The sequence below is a fragment of the Taibaiella chishuiensis genome, assembly GCF_003014535.1.
GTDB classification, from domain to species: Bacteria; Bacteroidota; Bacteroidia; order Chitinophagales; family Chitinophagaceae; genus Taibaiella; species Taibaiella chishuiensis.
The window spans coordinates 71045-88905 of the sequence record NZ_PYGD01000013.1 but is presented as its reverse complement, the minus strand read 5'-3'; the positions used below and the strand labels follow the sequence as shown (position 1 = coordinate 88905).

18 protein-coding genes are annotated in these 17861 nt (G+C 51.6%); 7 read left to right on the top strand and 11 right to left on the bottom strand.

Annotated elements, in window-relative coordinates:
- Positions 1-52: 52 nt before the first annotated feature.
- Complete coding sequence (locus B0I18_RS22840) at positions 53-421, bottom strand: hypothetical protein (RefSeq protein WP_106525086.1); 369 nt, start codon at positions 419-421, stop codon at positions 53-55.
- A 28-nt stretch (positions 422-449) separates the two neighbouring features.
- Positions 450-1295: a DUF3658 domain-containing protein gene (locus B0I18_RS22835; RefSeq protein WP_106525085.1), complete on the bottom strand. Its 846-nt coding sequence runs from the start codon at positions 1293-1295 to the stop codon at positions 450-452.
- A gap of 98 nt (positions 1296-1393) precedes the next feature.
- Between B0I18_RS22835 and B0I18_RS25445 the strand changes: the two genes are divergently transcribed.
- From B0I18_RS25445 to B0I18_RS22820, 4 genes are all read left to right on the top strand, one after another.
- Positions 1394-1978, top strand: coding sequence for an isoaspartyl peptidase/L-asparaginase (locus B0I18_RS25445; RefSeq protein WP_281258013.1), 585 nt, complete (start codon positions 1394-1396; stop codon positions 1976-1978).
- Entirely contained in the window at positions 1915-2316 is a 402-nt protein-coding gene (locus B0I18_RS25440) for an isoaspartyl peptidase/L-asparaginase (protein WP_281258012.1), read from the top strand. The genes B0I18_RS25445 and B0I18_RS25440 overlap by 64 nt, the downstream gene beginning before the upstream one ends.
- A 158-nt stretch (positions 2317-2474) precedes the next feature.
- A complete protein-coding gene (locus B0I18_RS22825; RefSeq protein WP_106525084.1) occupies positions 2475-3257 on the top strand; it encodes an MbnP family protein in 783 nt (260 codons plus the stop codon).
- A 2-nt stretch (positions 3258-3259) separates the two neighbouring features.
- Positions 3260-4381: a cytochrome-c peroxidase gene (locus B0I18_RS22820; RefSeq protein WP_245882147.1), complete on the top strand. Its 1122-nt coding sequence runs from the start codon at positions 3260-3262 to the stop codon at positions 4379-4381.
- A 16-nt stretch (positions 4382-4397) separates the two neighbouring features.
- Here B0I18_RS22820 and B0I18_RS22815 read toward each other — a convergent pair whose 3' ends face one another.
- The 6 genes from B0I18_RS22815 to B0I18_RS22790 form a co-directional block, all read right to left on the bottom strand.
- Positions 4398-5528: a glycosyltransferase family 4 protein gene (locus B0I18_RS22815; protein WP_219906035.1), complete on the bottom strand. Its 1131-nt coding sequence runs from the start codon at positions 5526-5528 to the stop codon at positions 4398-4400.
- Positions 5529-5616: 88 nt separating this feature from the next.
- Complete coding sequence (locus B0I18_RS22810) at positions 5617-8052, bottom strand: PKD domain-containing protein (RefSeq protein ID WP_106525083.1); 2436 nt, start codon at positions 8050-8052, stop codon at positions 5617-5619.
- Between the two features lie 224 nt (positions 8053-8276).
- Positions 8277-10763 carry a T9SS type B sorting domain-containing protein gene (locus B0I18_RS22805; RefSeq protein ID WP_106525082.1) on the bottom strand — a complete coding sequence of 829 codons (2487 nt, stop codon included), beginning with the start codon at positions 10761-10763 and terminating at the stop codon, positions 8277-8279.
- Between the two features lie 436 nt (positions 10764-11199).
- Positions 11200-11616 carry a hypothetical protein gene (locus tag B0I18_RS22800; RefSeq protein WP_106525081.1) on the bottom strand — a complete coding sequence of 139 codons (417 nt, stop codon included), beginning with the start codon at positions 11614-11616 and terminating at the stop codon, positions 11200-11202.
- Between the two features lie 33 nt (positions 11617-11649).
- A complete protein-coding gene (locus tag B0I18_RS22795) occupies positions 11650-12354 on the bottom strand; it encodes a hypothetical protein (RefSeq protein WP_146146853.1) in 705 nt (234 codons plus the stop codon).
- 156 nt (positions 12355-12510) lie between these two features.
- Complete coding sequence (locus B0I18_RS22790; protein WP_106525079.1) at positions 12511-13071, bottom strand: RNA polymerase sigma factor; 561 nt, start codon at positions 13069-13071, stop codon at positions 12511-12513.
- A gap of 149 nt (positions 13072-13220) precedes the next feature.
- Between B0I18_RS22790 and fmt the strand changes: the two genes are divergently transcribed.
- The gene (gene fmt / locus B0I18_RS22785; RefSeq protein ID WP_106525078.1) at positions 13221-14153 is read left to right on the top strand and encodes a methionyl-tRNA formyltransferase; all 933 of its coding nucleotides are present in this window, start codon (positions 13221-13223) and stop codon (positions 14151-14153) included.
- A gap of 56 nt (positions 14154-14209) precedes the next feature.
- On the opposite strand, the gene B0I18_RS22780 is transcribed toward fmt, so the two are convergent.
- The 3 genes from B0I18_RS22780 to B0I18_RS22770 form a co-directional block, all read right to left on the bottom strand.
- Positions 14210-14902 (bottom strand): class I SAM-dependent methyltransferase, encoded by a 693-nt coding sequence (locus B0I18_RS22780; RefSeq protein WP_106525077.1) that lies wholly within the window; start codon positions 14900-14902, stop codon positions 14210-14212.
- Between the two features lie 96 nt (positions 14903-14998).
- A complete protein-coding gene (gene bshA / locus B0I18_RS22775; RefSeq protein WP_106525076.1) occupies positions 14999-16141 on the bottom strand; it encodes an N-acetyl-alpha-D-glucosaminyl L-malate synthase BshA in 1143 nt (380 codons plus the stop codon).
- A gap of 78 nt (positions 16142-16219) precedes the next feature.
- Positions 16220-16555 (bottom strand): cytochrome C, encoded by a 336-nt coding sequence (locus B0I18_RS22770; protein WP_106525075.1) that lies wholly within the window; start codon positions 16553-16555, stop codon positions 16220-16222.
- 156 nt (positions 16556-16711) lie between these two features.
- Here B0I18_RS22770 and B0I18_RS22765 point away from each other — a divergent pair, with 156 nt between their 5' ends.
- Together B0I18_RS22765 and B0I18_RS22760 are read left to right on the top strand one after the other, a co-directional pair.
- On the top strand, positions 16712-17218 hold the full coding sequence (locus B0I18_RS22765; protein WP_106525074.1) for a dihydrofolate reductase: 507 nt from the start codon (positions 16712-16714) through the stop codon (positions 17216-17218).
- Positions 17219-17228: 10 nt separating this feature from the next.
- Entirely contained in the window at positions 17229-17795 is a 567-nt protein-coding gene (locus tag B0I18_RS22760; protein WP_106525073.1) for a hypothetical protein, read from the top strand.
- Positions 17796-17861 lie beyond the last annotated feature (66 nt).

The following is a 17861-nucleotide window of genomic DNA, read 5'->3' as shown; positions in this document are numbered from 1 at the left end:
TTAGGGAATAAAGTTAAGCAATCCGCAGCAATATTTTAGGGGCTGCAGCGGCTTATTCGTCGCGGAAGGTATCGGCCTGGTGTTCGGATAAGGAGTTCAGTTCGATAAAGGTACAATCGGTAAGGGCCAGTAATTCATGCCAGATATATGCGGGTATCTCTATCCTGGCGGGGGCCTCTACAAATACCTGTTCGGTAAGGGTATCGTTTACCTTGCGCCAGTTCAGCTGTGCATTGCCGCTGGCCAGGATCAGGATCTCCGGGTCCTTGGTCAGCGACAGGCCCTTATGATAATGCCTGCCGCTCACACTGCCTGCTTTACGGAAGCCGATAAGGTGCCTGCCGTAGCGTTCATGAAAATATTCATAAGTGTATCCCTGTTCGTTGCTGCCGACTTTGTCCAGTGGTGTAATCGTGATCATAGCGGTATGTTTACGGTAGGTGGCGTAATTATTCTTGTGCCGGGGCTTCCGGCTGATCCGGCTGATCCTCTTGCGCCGGTTCTTCGTTGCCTGTTTTTTCTGATGCCAGTTTTATATCGCCTTTCTGCTGCTCCAGCAATCCCTGTGCTGCCAGTTCGCGTAAACGCCATAACAGGAACAGGTCGCCAGTCTGGATCTTGTTTTTGGTCATGGCCTGGTTTACGATGCGCGTGGCTTTCTGGTTCGATTTGGTACATAGCGACAGCAACAAATCGTCGTAGAAGCTGATGGGTTGCCCGGATATTTTTTTGCCGGCCTCATGCTTGCGCAGACCCAGGTTTTCGGCGATCATCCGCGGCCATTCGTCGCCATCGGTTTCCCATTCGGAAGGAGTAATAACGCGGGCCAGCTTACGGGCTTTGATAATCTCTTTTACCGGCACTTCGCCAAAGCTGTCGGGGTAGAACAGCTTCCCGTTTTCATCGAGGAAAGGCAGCCCGTTGATATTGATTACCGAGAACCTGCCCTGGTGTTTTTTGAGAAACTGGAGCAACCAGAAGTAAGCACATACATCGGCGGCACGGGGCGCCATCCAGAACCAGATCTGTAGCGACGGATCGTTGGAAAGCCTGCTGGAAACCGTCATCAGCCTTTCGAGGTCATCGACTTCAGCGGCTGCCTGTCCTTCGGGTATCACAGTATTCCAGAAGGCGCTGCGGCCTTCGCTGAAGCCCATACCTTCGGTTTTCAGCGGTCCGACGTTCAGGATATCTTTGAGTACAAGAATCTCCCCGGTTAATGTTTCTTCCAGGGCTACGGCTTCTGTTAAGGGTTGGGCAGTAGCATCTCCGACGATTAAATGTATTAAGCTCATGACCTGCAAAATAACCAAGTAATTTGATGAATTACAAATCGGGGATGAATGGGACGGGATAGGCAGAATGCTTATTTTCGTCTGTCCAATCTTTGTTTATGTATGCAATTGTAATTCATGGCGGCGCCGGTACGATAGATGCCCGTTTGCTGGATGCCGGTCTGCAGCGGCAATACGAAGCCGGCCTGCAGGATGCGCTGGACCAGGGCTTTCGCGTACTGGAAGCGGGTGGCGCTGCACTCGATGCCGTTTGCAGCGCAGTGACGGCGCTTGAAGACTGTCCCTTGTTCAATGCCGGCAGGGGCGCGGTGTTCAACCATGAAGGCCGGCAGGAGCTGGATGCTTCGCTGATGCGGGGCGATACCGGCCAGGCCGGTGCGGTGTGCGGCGTACGCAATGTACGCAACCCGGTTTTACTGGCCCGCCTGGTTATGGAACGGTCGCAGCATGTCTTGCTGAGTGCTGCGGGGGCCGAGGCTTTTGGCCGGGAGCAGGGTATTGTTTTTGAAGACGACGCCTATTTTTTTGACGCCTTCCGCTACGAACAATATAAAACGCCCTGGCGGCGGGTACGACCCAACTGGATCATACGCCTCCGGGCGATCGCAAATTCAGTACGGTGGGTGCGGTCGCGCTCGATCGCGACGGCCAGGTATGCGCTGCTACCAGCACAGGCGGCATGACCAACAAGCGGTATGGCAGGATCGGTGATACACCGCTGATCGGGGCCGGCACCTATGCCAGCAACAGGACCTGCGCGGTATCCTGCACCGGCCATGGCGAGCTGTTTATACGGCAGGTGGCAGCCCACCAGGTACACTGCCTTATGGCTTATAAAGGCATGCCGCTGCAGGAGGCCTGCGACGAAGTCGTGCTGCAGGACCTGGTTGCGATCGGGGGCGAAGGCGGACTGATCGCGATAGATACGGCAGGGAATATTGCCATGCCATTTAATACGGCGGGTATGTACCGTGGTTTTAAAAAGAGCGATGGTTCCGGCGGGGTAGCGATCTACCGGTAGTTTTTGTGATAAATAACAAAAATTGGCAATGCCATACCAGTATAATCCGCTATCTTACAAGGTACGCCAGGAGCAGGAAACAGGCTGGTTACAGATTTTCGGAGGGCTATAAATAATAACAAAAAATTAAGTATCTTCACCCCCATTAAGATAGTTGTATGCATTTAATGAAATACCCTTTATTGCTTTCTTTAGGGCTTGTGCTGCTGGGCAGTTGCTCCAAAAATAACGACGATGCACCGGCAGCCGGCAAAGGCTCTGTTGCGGTGAAGTTCGAAAACTATGTAGGATCTACGCCCCTGGACTTATACAACCTGGGTTCGCTGGATGGTTATTCCTATGTCAATGCCAACGGCGATTCGTTTGGTGTAAAACTGTATAAATACTACATCAGTAATATCAGGCTGGTAAAATCCGGTGGCGGCGAATATGCCGAAACGGAAAGTTATCACCTGATCGACCAGGCCAAACCCGAATCCCGTTCCTTCTCCATGGGTAATGTGCCGGAAGGCAGCTACACGGCCGTTAAAATATTACTCGGCGTGGATAGCGCCCGTACGGCAAACGGTCCGTATACCGGCGACCTGGACCTGCTCAACGATATGTTCTGGACCTGGAGTTCCGGTTATATTATGGCTAAGGTAGAGGGCAAATCGCCCAAATCTACCATGTCGGACAAGAGCCTGGTATTCCACCTCGGTGGTTATACCGGCGCCTATAGCGTATTACGGGAGGTTACCCTGCCTTTAACGCAGACGCTCGAAATCAAAAATAACGGGACCAGCACGATCACCCTGAAGTCCGATATCCTGAAGTGGTTTGAAGGCGACTACCTGATCGACTTTTCGACGACCTCCGAAGTGATGAACCCGGGTAAGCAGGCCTACAATATTTCCTTAAATTACAGCAAGATGCTGTCTGTAACCAAGGTAGAAAACTAAGTATGGTACAGCAGCGGAAGAAGGGCGGTATAGCCGCGATGAAAGGCAGGCTTTTGCAATATGGGATTATCGGCGCCGTAGTAGCCTCGGTAGCGGTTTACGGTTGCAGTTCCAAAGACAGCCCGGCAACGCCGGCCCCGATCGAGGATCCCAGCCTGGCCGATATCAATTTCAGGGTGCCCCAGGGCTGGGATGCCCCTGTGTACAATTTTTCCGGTAATCCCCTTACCGTAAACGGGTTTAAGCTGGGCCGGAAACTGTTTTTCGAAACACGGCTCTCCAGCGATAATCTCATATCCTGCGGCTCCTGCCATCAGCCCTTTGCGGCCTTTTCGCAATTCGGGCACGATGTCAGTCATGGTGTGGACGAAAAGGTAGGCGTACGTAACTCGCCGGCCCTGTTTAACCTCAACTGGCATACCAGCTTTTTCTGGGATGGCGGTGTGATCCATATGGAGCTGCAGCCGGCTGCACCCATTACCAATCCCGACGAAATGAACGAAACACTGCAGGGCGTGCTCACCAAGCTACAGGGCGATGCCACTTACCGACAGTTGTTTAAGGAAGCCTTCGGCGACGAGCAGGTAACCACCGAACGGGTATTCAAATCGATCTCCCAGTTTATGGGCCTGATGGTGTCGGCCAATTCCAGGTATGATAAGTACAAACGCAACGAAGCGGGCGGTACCCTTTCGGCTGAAGAGTTGGACGGTTTAAGCGTGTTCCAGGCCAAATGTGCCTCCTGTCATAAAGAACCCTTGTTCTCCGATTTCACATTCCGCAACAACGGCCTTGCGCTTAAGCCCAACAAAAAAGGCCTGATCGACAGTGGCCGCGGGCATATTACCCCCTTCGAAGCGACCAGCCTGTACCGGTTTAAGGTGCCTTCGCTGCGCAATCTTAAGTTTACGCCGCCTTATATGCACGATGGCCGTTTTGAAACCATCGACCAGGTACTGGATCATTACACTTCAGGCATACAGCAAACCCCGAATCTCGATCCTTTGCTGGCTTCCGGCAGTATCGCTTTGTCAGCTACCGAACGCAATGCCCTTAAAGCATTCCTTAATACCCTCAACGACGAAGAGTTTGTAAAAGATCCCCGTTTCCAGGAACCCCGGTAATAAAGTGCCGGGGCTGTTATACTTTACCGGTCAGCTCCCGGTAGATGGCCATCAGTTGTTCGGCCTGCCGCCTTTCTGTAAACAGGGCGGCATATTTTTTGCCCGCCGTTATCATTTGCCCGCGCTGTTCGCTGTTATTCGTAATGTTATCGATAGCGGTGGCAAGACCCTGTTCATCCTGCGGGTGTACATAAACACTGTCCGGGCCGCCGGCTTCCTCCAGGCAGGAGCCTGTAGCCGCGATTACGGGGGCGCCGGAGTAGAGCGCTTCGAGTATGGGTATGCCGAAGCCTTCGAACTCGGAAGGGTACAGGAAAATGTGGGCCAGTTGGTAAAGCGCCGGCAGATCGGCAAAGGGTACCTGTTCCAGGAAGAGCACCCGGTCTGTAAGTTGTAACCGGGCAATCTCCGTCTTTACCTGGTCCAGGTAAGCCGTGCCTTTACCGATCACTACAAGTTTTAAAGGTTTTTGCAACAGGGCCAGCGCCCGTATAACCAATAACAGGTTCTTACGCGCTTCGATAGTGCCCACGCTAAGCAGGTAGGTTTCCGGCAACTGGTACTTTGCTTTTACCTGTTGCAACTGCACTGCTGTTGCGGTTTGGGTAAAGGCGGGGTCGCAGCTTTGGTAGACCACCTTGATCTTACCGGCCGGCGTGCCGAAATAATTACAGATATCGTTCCGGGTCTGCTCGCTGATCGCAACGATGCGGTCGGCATTATTACAGGCATGGCGGAACTTGGCTTCATAGATCTTACGGTCGGCAAGTTTATAGTATTGCGGGTAGCGTAAAAAGATAAGGTCGTGGATGGTAACCACCGAACGTATGCCGGTCTTTTGCAGGCCCAGGGGCAACTCGTGGCTCAGGCCATGATAAAGGTCCAGCCCGTCTTGCTGCAGGCGGGGCACTACCAGCCGGCTGCGCCACAGCGATTTTAAAATGGGTATTGCCGGTTGCCTGATGTGCAGGTTGGCGCCGGCTTGTAAACCCGCCGTGCGGGCGTTTTGCACTGTTTTGGGTGTGTAGAGAAAATATTCCTGTTCCGGGAAATAATGGTGTAACGATGTGATTACAGAGCGGCTGTAATTGCCCAGCCCGGTATAATTGAGGAACGCTCTTTTGGCATCGAACCCTATTTTCATCATGCCGCAAAGATGCGCAATAATTGCGATAAAGGGAAAGCGCGTACCGTGGGGTACGCGCTTTGTCCTTATGTTTGTTTGTCGTTTTTGTTTATTTCAGCAGGGTTACGTTACCGGTATAGGTTTCGGTTCTTTCATTTTTCATCACCACATCGATCTGGTAAATGTATACGCCGAGGGGTTGCTCTTTGCCGTTAAATTGACCATCCCATCCTCTTCCGTTGATGCTTTCGGTTTCGAATACTTTTTGACCCCAACGGTTGAACACGGCCATTTTAAAGCTTTTGAGGCCAGCGCTCAGCAATTGCCTGGGGAAGAAGTAGTCATTGATGCCGTCGCCGTTTGGCGTAAAGCTGTTGGGCATATCGATAAAACAATCTTTGCGTACCTCGATCTCGTCGGTAGTCGAACACTGGTCGATGGTTACCCTTGCTTTATAATGTCCGTAGTGCCTGATGGTGATGGCAGCTGTAGTATCGCCGGTGCTCCAGTCCCAGGAGGCCAGCGGGTTGCCTGCATTTACCTGGTCGCCGATGACGAATGGCGTACCATCGAGACAGATGGAGGTATCGCTGCCGATATTGATCGTGGGCATCGGCTTAACGGTTACCTTGGCGGTCGTGCTTACTTCGTCGCATACCCTGTATTTGCCGTTAAGGGTAACGGTGTATACGCCGGGTGCATCATAGGAGTAGGTCGCCGGGTTTACATCGGCAATAAGGTCAGGCTTGTCGCCAAAGTTCCAGAGCAGTTCTTTAAGACCGCTGCTGCCATAGGTAGCGTTGAAAACGATATTGTCGCCCATACAAATGGCCGTATCGCTCCTGGTAAAGGATACATAGGGCAGGGAGTCCACGTACACGGTTCTGCGCATGGTATCGAAGCAGGGAATACTGTTGCCGGTTACGAGGCTTACGGTATAGATGCCCGGCGCCGGGAAGGTATGGCTGGGGCTCTGCTGGGTGGATACGGCGCTGCCGTCGCCAAAGTTCCAGTGGTAGGTAGGCGCTATACCGTTTACGGTGGTAACGGTGGAGGTATTGGTAAAGGCAATGGTGCCGCCCTGGCATATGGTATCGGCGCTGGTGGTAAACAGGGCCTGGAGCGGGTGTGTTATCGTTACGGTTTTGTAAGTAGTATCGCTGCAATAGTTATTCGAAGCGGCCAGCATTACGCTGTAGCTGCCCTGGTTTTGGTAGATATGCACCGGATTTTTAGCAGTATCGGTATAACCGTCTGAAAAATCCCAGAAATAGCTGGTTGCAGTAAGCGAGGTATTCTGGAAATGAACAGTGTCCTGTGCACAGGCCAGGCCCAGGGTATGGGTAAAGTCTACCTGTGGCGATTGGTTCACGATAGCAGTTACGGCAATGCGCTGGCTTTCGCAGCCCAGGGCATTGGTCTGGGTGGCATACCAGGTAAAGGTATCCGCAGCCGTGGTATTAACCACGGGTATCGTTGCTGTGGCAGTGCCGCCGGTCGGCGTATCATACCATTTTACATTGGTGCCTGTTGTTATCGTAATGGGGGTAGGTTGCTGTCCCGAACAGTACTTCGGCACAGTGATCACCGGGGGCAGGGGAGTAGGGTTCACGGTTACGGTAAGGGTATCGCGCAGGCTTTCGAGACCGCAACCCGGTACGGCCTGGCTTACATACCAGGTATAGGTGCCGGGTACGCCGGTGCTGGGCGTGGGTGCGGAGGGCAGTTGCGTACCGCCTGTCGGTGTGGTATACCATTTGAGGCCTACGCCTGTAGCGGTAAGCGGCGCGGGCTGTGCAAACTGGCAATAGGTAATATCGTTAGCCACTGGTGGGGCTGGCTCGGGAGCGCCGGTTACACTTACGTTCTTGATCGCGTGTTTGGCCCAGGATGCGCCTGTACCTGCAGAGAAGCCGAAATAGCCGTTAATGCTCAGGGTGGTCGTTCCGGTCATTACCGGCGGATTGCCATCAAAGGCAACGGTTACGGTACCGAAATTGTAAGCCAGGGTACAGGTATGCCAGTTGCCGTCGGTAATAAAGTTCTGGCTTACCAGGTCGGGGGCCAGCTGACCGGTGGTCGAACCTTCCACATAATTGCTGGTACCGTCCAGCCTGCGCAGCGACACTTTAGGATTGGTATTGGGACCGCCGTTGTTATAAGTATCCAGGATCAGTAATAAGCCGTTGGGGTTATTGGGCAGACCGATACCGCCGCCCACAGTAAAGCCTGTTGGCGGGTTGGAAATATACCAGAAGGCAATGCCATCGGCCGTAGGACTGGAACTGTTCGTGATCCGGAAGCTGAAGCTCACGGTAAACTGGGCACAGTTGGAAAGGTTCTGGGGCGTATTGTAATAGATGTAACCCGCCTGGCTGCCCAGGGCATTGGTCAGGATAAACTCATCGCCATTGACACTGCTTTGTGCCGCAAAATTCCAACCGGTGGTATTGACCGGGTTGCCGGTAAGGTTAAAGGAAAACCCCTGGCCAAACAACATTCCGGAAAAGAGCACAAAGAGGATAGATAGTATTGATTTTTTCATATTATACAGTATACGGAGCTTGAAAACTGGATCAGTGCTGTATCTAAAAAGACCCGGGAAAAACTGGAAAAGATGGGGGTAAAAATAAAAACTTATGCCTGTATTACGGGCAATAACTAGCTGCTAACGAAAAAGCTACCACAACATGTAGGGTTTTACGGGTAACGACAAAGCGCGTACCGTGGGGCACGCGCTTTGTCGTTATGTTTGTTTATTGTTTTTGTTTATTTCAGCAGGGTTACGTTACCGGTATAGGTTTCGGTTCTTTCATTTTTCATCACCACATCAATCTGGTAAATGTATACGCCGAGGGGTTGCTCTTTGCCGTTAAATTTACCATCCCATCCTCTGCCGTTGATGCTTTCGGTTTCGAATACTTTTTGACCCCAACGGTCGAACACCGCCATTTTAAAGCTTTTGAGGCCAGCGCTCAGCAATTGCCTGGGGAAGAAGTAGTCATTAATGCCATCGCCGTTTGGCGTAAAGCTGTTGGGCATATCGATAAAACAATCTTTGCGTACCTCGATCTCGTCGGTAGTCGAACACTGGTCGATGGTTACCCTTGCTTTATAATGCCCGTAGTGCCTGATGGTGATGGCAGCCGTAGTATCGCCGGTGCTCCAATCCCAGGAGGCCAGCGGGTTGCCCGCATTTAACTGGTCGCCGATGATGAATGGCGTACCATCGAGACAGATGGAGGTATCGCTGCCGATATTGATCGTAGGCATAGGCTTAACGGTTACCTTGGCGGTCGTGCTTACTTCGTCGCATACCCTGTATTTGCCGTTAAGGGTAACGGTGTATACGCCGGGTGCATCATAGGAGTAGGTCGCCGGGTTTACATCGGCAATAAGGTCGGGCTTGTCGCCAAAGTTCCAGAGCAGTTCTTTAAGACCGCTGCTGCCATAGGTAGCGTTGAAAACGATATTGTCGCCCATACAAATGGCCGTATCGCTCCTGGTAAAGGATACATAGGGCAGGGAGTCCACGTACACGGTTCTGCGCATGGTATCGAAGCAGGGAATACTGTTGCCGGTTACGAGGCTTACGGTATAGATGCCCGGCGCCGGGAAGGTATGGCTGGGGCTCTGCTGGGTGGATACGGCGCTGCCGTCGCCAAAGTTCCAGTGGTAGGTAGGCGCTATACCGTTTACGGTGGTAACGGTGGAGGTATTGGTAAAGGCAATGGTGCCGCCCTCGCATATGGTATCGGCGCTGGTGGTAAACAGGGCCTGGAGCGGGTGCGTTATGTTTACGGTTACAAACAGGGTATCGGCGCAATAGCTGTTGTACGATGCCAGCATCACGCTGTAGCTGCCCTGGTTGGGGTAAATGTGCACCGGGTTTTTGGCGGTATCGGTATGACCATCGCCAAAATCCCAGAAATAGGTATTGCCATTGGTTGAGGTATTCTGGAAATGAACGGTATCCTGTGCACAGGCCAAGCCCAATACGGGGGTAAAGGAGGACGCCGGTAACTGCACCACGGTAATGGTTACGGCCAGCCGGTTGCTTTCGCAGCCCTGTGCTGTGGTCTGGCTTACATACCAGGTATACACTCCGGGTATGGCGGTATTGACTACCGGTGTGGCTGTACTGCCGGTACCGCCGGATGAACTGGTATACCATTTAAGATTGGTACCCGATACGATGGTAAAGCCTTCGAACGGCGTGCCGGTACAGTACTTGCTGGTATAGTTCAATACGGGCAATACGGGGGGCGCGCTTACGGTTACTTTAGTGGTATCGCTGGTGGCAATGCAGTTGACATTGGCGGTAGTGCCTTGCGGACCTGTTCTGTAACGGATCCAGTACGTGCCGGGCGATGCCGTGGTGGCGTTAAAAACATAAGCCGTGCTGTTCGAGGCCGCTCCCTGGTTGACCCAGGTGGCGCCGGCATCGGTGCTGTATTGCCATTGGTATTCGGCCGGGTTGTATGGACTGGCCACTACCTGGGCATTGAAGGTAAGCGAGGTGTTTTGGCAGATGAGCGTATCTATTTTGGGCAATACATGCGAAACCGGTACACAGGGTTGCACCGTAATGTCGTCGAGGGCAAGATCGTTGCCGCAACCGGAGCCTACAGAGTTATTGATCAGCTGCAGTTTGACGGAGGCGTTGGTGCCATTACTGAATACCATGGAGTATTGATGCCAGGTGCTGTCGGCCGGTACATTGCCGGTAGGGGTGGTAGCCAGTACCGCATTGGTTACGGGGTCGATTACGCGCAGTGTCATATTGGGGTACTGGTAGTTGCCGGCACAGGTCGAGGTCAGTACCGAAGATGCATTTACATTCAATATCCAGGCCGACAGGCGGAGTGTGGTATTCGGACAAAGATTGTCCATCGTATATTCGAAGAAGATGGTAGCCGCAGTAGAGGGGGCATTTACGAGGAACATCAAACCGAATGGATTGCCTGTATGATCGGCATGGTTGATCCAGTTGGCACCGTATACACTGGGTGTTTTGGTTAAGGCCGAACTGCCGTCGGTCAGGTTGCCGCCGGGAGGGCCGGGAGGCCCTACGAAAGTGGTAGAAGTCGTAGCGCCGGGTGCGAAAGTGGCCAGCGGTCCGTACCAGCTATCGGTTGCATTGCCCTGACCAAATGTTTGATTGACAATGGGTGGCCCCCATACGCCACTGCATACCTGTCCAAAGGATGACCCGCTTATAAAAGGGAGTAGGAACAGGAGTAGAATCTTTTTCATGTTAAATATATCGAATGTTACTATTTTGCTGATAAACTGCTAATTATAAAAGACCGCCAAAATTTTGTAAAGGATAGGATAAATATAAAAACTTTATGCCTTTCTTTTTATTTATTACTTTATTTTATGCGAAGCCTACCAAAACATGTTGGTTAATGTGGGTGATTTTTTGGTTTTGAACGGAGTCCGTTTACGAATCTGGTCTTAGCGTCCCACCTGGTTCTAGCGTCCGCTAAGCGCCCTGGTCTTTAAAATGGATCTCACATCTGTTCTAGCGTCCCGCTAAGCACTCTGTGCTATAACACATACCGGCATTATAAAAATAAAAAAACACCATGACCAGCATGGTGTTTTAATTTCTTATCAGGTATTGTTTCTTATTGTTTTCTGGTATTGGCGTCTCGTTAAGACCCTGCGCTTTAAAACATACCGGCGCTTATTTCCCGGTTTTCTTCAGATGTTCCAGTAATACATTTTTAAATTCACCTTCGGCCTGGTACATGGCTGCTAATTGCTGTGCGGTAATTATTTTCAGGAAGTCATCTTTGTAGCGGCCTTTTATTTCAACCATTTTCTCTTCCAGGTTCTGCCGCTCTTCCACCTGGTATTGGCTGCTGGCATTATTCTTCAGGTTCTTGATCTTGCGTTTTACAAACAACAGCTCATCCGAGTAACGATGGTACAGGGGCAGGAACCGTTGGGTCTGCTGTTGGGTAAGACTCATTCTACCGGTAACGAATTCGACCTTCAGCGCTCTTATTTTCGGATCGGGTGTGGCCCGGTCCTGGGCTTGTATCGTGGTGCACAGAAGGGTTAATAATAAGAGGGTTCCGGTGGCTATCTTTTTAAACATTGCTTTCTATTTTAAAACTAAAGGGTGCAGGGATTACCAAACCTCTGACTCTATGTATTGTTCAATTTCTTTGTCTGTAAATCCTTTCAGTACACTGCTGGTACTGATCACATCCAGGCCGGCAACACTGTTGCCCAGGCTGTTGATGTCTTCTTCATCCATATTGGTAGACAACCATTCGCGGATGGAGTCGCTTGGGATCTGGGCCAGCGACTGCTGGAAGCTTTGCTTGGGTTCTGCGATGGCAGGGTTGAACATCTGGAACGCACCCAGTCCGAATATGATAAGGATGGCTGCTGCCGCTGCCCAACGGGCCCATTTGATACTTTTTACCGAAGGATGTTCTACTGTCCTGACCGGTTTGGGCGCTGCTACGGGAGCCTGGAAATAATCCTGCGGCACCTCGAAAACCTGCTGTTGCCTGAGTCCGGCCAGTAAAGGCGACAATTGGTCGATCTCGGCCTGGGCGTTCGCAACCGGCTCGGATATGCGGGCCATCAGTTGGGATTCGAACTGATCAAAATAATTTTCGGGCAGGGTGTAGGGGTTTTGCTTCGCTGCGTTGTCCCATGTATAGTTGCCCTTATGGATGAGTTCATCGGCCGCCCTGACCCTGGAAAGCAACAGCTCCGGCAATTGCGCGAAATACTGATCGGGAACAGTGTAGGCAGCCTCCGCCTGGTACGCTTGCGGTAACTGTGCATCCTCGCTGTTCATGGCTTTTATGATGGCGGTCATTTCAACAGGGAAATGCTGAAAGTAGCCTTCCGGTGCCTGTAATGTAGCTACATTAAATTCAGGTGCCCCGAAACTTGCGTTTAGATCGCCCAATTCTGCTAATATTACTTCACGGTTTTTCATATTGTGTTATAGACCTATATTTATAACCGGGGTTTAATCTCGCTTTAAAAATTCCTCTACTTTTTTCACTGCATGGTGGTACGATGCCTTAAGGGCGCCGGTCGAGGTTTCGAGGGCTACCGACATCTCTTCATACGGCATCTCTTCATAGTAGCGGAGCAGGAACACGGTCCGCTGTTTCTCCGGCAAACTCTGGATGGCCTGCTGCAGTTTCCATTCCAGCTTATTGGCATCGAATCCTTTTTCAGACTGGAGTTTATTGGCAAGGCTGCTTTCGTGATCGGAAAGCGATAAGGAAGCCCTGCGTTTTTCCTTATCGAGGAAGGTCAGGGTTTCGTTGGTGGCGATCCGGTACATCCAGGTATACAGGTTGGCTTCTTCCCGGAAGTTATCCAGGTAGTTCCATACTTTGATAAATGTATTTTGCAGTACATCGTTAGCATCGTCATGGTTCACGACCATACGGCGGATATGCCAGTACAATTTTTCCTGGTATTTACGGATGATCTTGGTATAGGCGGCCTCCCGGGTACTTTCGTCCCGGAAGGCAAGTAATAGTTCATTATCGTCGTTAGGCAGTAGCGGCTGCGCCATAGCTCGTCGTTTAAAGCGGTAAAAGTAATAAATAGAACGAACAGTTACTATAACAGATATAACAAACCTGTTAATTCTTTACTAGTTTCTGACACTGCATATTGTATGCTGAATTTGCAGATCGTCGGCGAGGCCTTATTTTTGCTGCCATGACTCCTACTGATCCGCAATATCCACGCATCATATTCCTCGGTACGCCCGACTTTGCCGTGGCTACCCTTAAAGCACTGGTCGAAAACAAGTACAACGTGGTGGCTGTAGTTACAGCGCCCGATAAGCCCGCCGGCCGCGGCATGCAGCTTAAGGCTTCTGCCGTTAAAGAATACGCTGTCACACAGCAATTGCCGGTATTGCAGCCCGAAAAGCTGCGCAGTCGCGCGTTCCTGGCCGAGCTGGCTGCTTACAAGGCCGACCTGCAGGTCGTGGTCGCCTTTCGTATGTTGCCCGAAGTGGTATGGAACATGCCGCCCATGGGTACGGTTAATGTACATGCTTCGCTGCTGCCGCAATACCGGGGCGCAGCTCCTATTAACTGGGCCATCATCAACGGCGAGCACGAGACCGGGGTAACGACGTTTAAACTGGTACACGAAATCGATACGGGCAATATTCTTTTACAACAAAGCGTCCCGATCCTGGATGCCGACAATATCGGTACCCTGTACGAAAAACTGATGCAGGAAGGCGCCGCTTTGCTGTTGCGTACCGTAGACGGATTGGTAAAAGGAACAATTGCCGAACAGCCGCAACCGGAAACCGGCGTCTTAAAACATGCACCCAAGATCTTCCGCGAAGATTGCCAGATCGACTGGCAGCGCGATGCGGCCTCGGTACATAACCTGGTACGCGGTATGTCGCCGTACCCTGCGGCCTTTACCACGCTTGGAGGCAAACAGCTAAAAATATTTACGTCGGCGTTCAGCCTGGAGCAACACGGACAGCAGCCGGGGCATTACGAATCGGATGGTAAAACCTATCTCCGGTTTGCCGCAGCCGATGGCTGGGTATACTGCCGCGATATCCAGTATGAAGGTAAAAAGAGGATGGATATCGAAGCCTTCCTGCGCGGCTTCCGGTTATAAGCCAGAGCTAACTCTGTAAAATTATAAAGGTGCGGCCCGGGCTGCACCTTTATAATTTAAGAAATGGGTCGGAGCCGGACCAGGTATTGGTCGTTATCGTCTTCAAACAGGACTTCGCTATGATAGCCCTCTTCGCGGGCAACGGTTGCCAGTACCGACTGGTCGGCGTACAACCAGGTAAACCAGTCGGTCTTCTGTTTTTTATACTCGTAGCGGCAACGGATTTCGCCGTAATAGTTGTCGCCGGCGGGTAAGCCGTCTTCATAGAGATAAGCCACATCGGAGGAGTCGAAAAGTAATTGCCCGCCGGGCGCCAGCAGGTTCCGGGTATACTTCAGGAAACGGTGCAGGCCCGCAATATTGCTGCAAAGACCAATGCCGTTCATCATCAGCAATAAGGTATCGTAACGTTCGCCCCCAAACTGGAAAATATCTGTTACCAATGCCTTTTCCACACCTCTCGACTGCATTACCGATACGGCCAGCGGCGATATGTCGATAGCGGCAACATCGATGCCACGGTCCTGTAAGGCCAGCGCATGACTGCCTGCACCCGCGCCAATGTCGAGCACCCGGCCTTTGCAATGGCGCAGGGCTTCGAGCTCCAGTGCGGGCATATCCTTTTCGGGCCGGAAATAAACCGACACCGGCATGGGTACTTTAGGCCCCAGGGTATCGTGTACCCATAAGGTCTGGTCGCGTTCGTAATTGTAGTAGTCCGAGATGGCCTGGCCCAGTATATCTTGCATGCAGCGTGGAATAAAGGCTGCAAAGTTAGGGTATATAAAAAGACGCTACCGGCCGGCAGCGTCTTTTTTATCGGGAGTCTCTTTTTCGGGACTGTCTTACACGATGGGTACATGCCTGTTGGCAGTTACCTGGCGGTACAGGTTTTCATACATCGGCACGATCTTATCGATCGAGAAGTTGGCGGCATGGGCCAGGGCCTGCTCTTTAAATTGCTGCAGGCGCTCTTCATGCTCCAGCAGGTATACGGTATGGGCAGCCATCGTTTTTACATCGCCTACATCGGCCAGGAAGCCGGTCTGGTTGTGGATATTGATCTCGGGCAAGCCGCCTGCATTCGAAGAGATAACGGGTACGCCGCAGGCCATGGCCTCCAGCGCTGCCAGTCCGAAGCTTTCGTACTGGGAGGGGAGCAGGAATACATCGGCTATATTGAGGATCTCTTCCATCTGGTCCTGTTTGCCCAGGAAACGGATATCGTCGGCGATGCCCATTTTCCGGCAAAGGTCTTCCGCATTCTGGCGTTCGGGGCCGTCGCCGATCATCAGCAGTTTAGAAGGCATATGGCTGCGTACCTGTTCGAATATAGCCAGTACATCTTCAACGCGTTTTACCTTCCTGAAATTGGAAACGTGCGCCAGTATGCGTTCTCCGGCCGGGGCCAGCATCTTTTTAAAATGTTCTTTATTGGTAAGGTGAAAGCGTTGTGCATCTACAAAGTTGGGCACTACGCTGATCTCTTTGTCGATCGCGAAGGATTTGAACGTCTCTTCGCGCAGGTTTTCGGATACGGCCGTAATGGCGTCCGATTCGTTGATGGAGAAGGTAACGACGCAGCCATAGGTCGAGTCTTTACCGACCAGGGTAATATCGGTGCCATGCAGGGTAGTGATAAAGGGAATATCCTTACCCTGTTTTTTCAGCATCTGTCTTGCAAAATAGGCCGACGATGCATGGGGAATGGCATAATGCACATGCAGCAGGTCGAGCTGGTTGTTATTGACCACGTTGACCAGGGTACTGGCCAGCGCTGTTTCGTAAGGCGGAAAATCAAACAACGGGTATTTGGGCACGATAACTTCGTGGTAATAGATATTGGGCCGGAATACATTGAGCCTTACCGGTTGCTGGTAAGTAATAAAATGTATTTCATGGCCTTTGTCGGCAAGGGCAAGCCCCAGTTCCGTAGCCATCACGCCACTGCCGCCAAATGTAGGGTAACATACAATTCCTATCTTCATAGATCCGTGTTGATATGCTACAAAGTTAGGGAATAAAAAAAGCCTGTCTGCTATAGACAGGCTTTATATCGGTATTAATTATTTATCGATGGCTGTTTTGGAATTGGCTATGAGATAGGCCCTTACCAGTTTTCCGTCCTCGTCGCTCAGCCTGGCTTTAGGAATCATGCGTTTCAGCACTTTATTCCATTGCTCCGGAGTGCGGCTACCCGGCTCTTTTAATTTATGACATTTATTACAACTGCTCATGAAAATGGTTTTACCCGACTCCAGTTGCTGCGGACTGTATTGGGCAACGATCTGCTCTTTTGATTCTACGGGCAGCTCGCTGATCGCCTTGCTGGCTTTGGGCGAACAATGCACCATCAGGGTGGCAAATGCACCGTACAGGATAATCGCGGCTATTTTCTTCATAAGGTCAAGATTTATACTACCGAAGGTAATGGATTGTCATGGTATTGTAAAAATATTACGGTTAAATAAAGTGTAAACCGGCGCCGGAGATGACTGCTCCCGCGGCAATTCCTTATTCCTCTTTAAGGACTAAATAAAAATCGTCATCTTTGCCCCATGCAAGTATCCATGATAGTAGCTGCCTCCGAAAACAACGTGATCGGGGTAGACAACGAATTGCCCTGGCGGTTGCCCGATGATCTGAAATTTTTTAAAAAACAATCGCTGGGCAAACCTGTGATCATGGGCAAGAACACCTGGATTTCCCTGGGAAAAGCATTGCCCGGCAGGCTGAATATCGTTATTTCGGCTACGCTGAAGGAAGTCCCGGAAGGTGTGCTGGTCTTTTCCCGTATAGAAGAGGCCCTGGATTACCTGCGGGCGCAGCACCATGCCGAGGTGGCCATCATCGGCGGCGGACAGATCTATAAAGCCGCCATGCACCTGGCTGATGTAATTTATATGACCCGGGTACATACCACGATTAATAACGGTACTGCCTTTTTCCCGGTCATTGCGCCCGGACAATGGCAACTGGTATGGGAGGAAGCACATCCCGCAGACGATAAACATGCTTTTGCCTTTACCTTCCAGCGATGGGAAGCTCAAAAAACGAACGCTTAATCTACCGGACTTGAAACAGATCCTGAACTACAGCCGGCACTGGATGAAGGCCAAAGGCCGGCATGGCACCCACTCGCCGTTTGTATACGCATTTGTGGAGCGGGTATTGCGCAATAAAAATAAGATCCGTACCACACAGGTACAGGCCCTGGCCGGCTGGCCCGCAACCTGGACGCTGCGGGAAAGAAAGCTCTTGTACAAAACCCTGTATTTCCTGAAACCGGCGCAGGTAGTACTGCCCGGCGATGGCACGCTGGACTGGCTGGGCGCCCTGCTGCCCGGTATTGTACCCGCCGTTGCCATTACCCATACCAGGCAGCCGGATCCGGTTGCCAATGGCGGGCAGTGCCTGTTGATCAGCTCGGCTGCCCATATAACACCGGATCGCCTGGATGCGGCCCTTGAAGCGGGGACCGGCGTACTGGCCCTGCATCCGCATCATCACCTTTGCCCGCAAAGCAAATGGGAAGCATTGTATACCGACAGCCGGGTTAAGATGAGCCTCGACTACTGGTACTTCGGGCTGTTGCTCAACGACGAGGCCTTCAAACATAAACAACACTTCAGGTTGCGGTAAACACTACCGTTATACTCCTGTCCATTTAACGGCATAAAAAGCGACCGGTCCCGAAGAGGGGACCGG